Source organism: Paenibacillus cookii (assembly GCF_018333375.1).
GTDB lineage: Bacteria > Bacillota > Bacilli > Paenibacillales > Paenibacillaceae > Paenibacillus_AQ > Paenibacillus_AQ cookii.
In genome coordinates, this window is the sequence record NZ_BORW01000102.1 from 1 (window position 1) to 643 (window position 643).

At 41.5% G+C, this 643-nt stretch carries 1 protein-coding gene; it reads left to right on the forward strand.

What is annotated here, in order from left to right; genetic code table 11:
- Positions 1 to 143 precede the first annotated feature (143 nt).
- Positions 144 to 617: an IS200/IS605 family transposase gene (tnpA, locus tag KI367_RS26755; protein ID WP_160043221.1), complete on the forward strand. Its 474-nt coding sequence runs from the start codon at positions 144 to 146 to the stop codon at positions 615 to 617.
- Positions 618 to 643 lie beyond the last annotated feature (26 nt).

Below are 643 nucleotides of genomic sequence, written 5' to 3' on the forward strand. Positions count from 1 at the left end.
TTTAGGCTTTAGCCAGTTGAGCTCGCGAAGCGTGCGAAACAAAAAACCACCCGCTATGCGGGTGGAGGGAACGAGGGTTTGACCAACAAGACCATCCCGATAAAATTGAGATGTTCAGGCTCAATTGAAAGGAATGGTCTTAGATGGCAAACAAGAACTATAGTTTAGCTCACACAAAGTGGATGTGCAAATACCACATAGTATTCACCCCGAAGTATAGACGGAAAGAGATCTATAATCAAGTGAGGAAAGATTTAATCGAAATTTTCAAACGATTATGTAAATACAAGGGAGTAGAGATCATAGAAGGTCACATGATGCCAGATCACGTACACATGCTGGTAGCGATACCACCGAAAATTTCAGTATCAGCCTTCATGGGATATCTGAAGGGGAAAAGTGCGCTAATGATCTTTGAGAAGCATGCGCAATTAAAGTATAAATATGGGAATCGAAAATTTTGGGCGGAAGGATACTACGTCAGTACAGTAGGCTTAAACGAGGCAACCGTCGCAAAATATATTCGTGAACAAGAAGCACATGACCAGGCAGTGGACAAACTGAGTGTGAAGGAGTATGAGGACCCTTTTAGCATAAATAGTAGCAAGAAAAAGTAAACCAGTTTAACTGGTAAGTGAAAGAG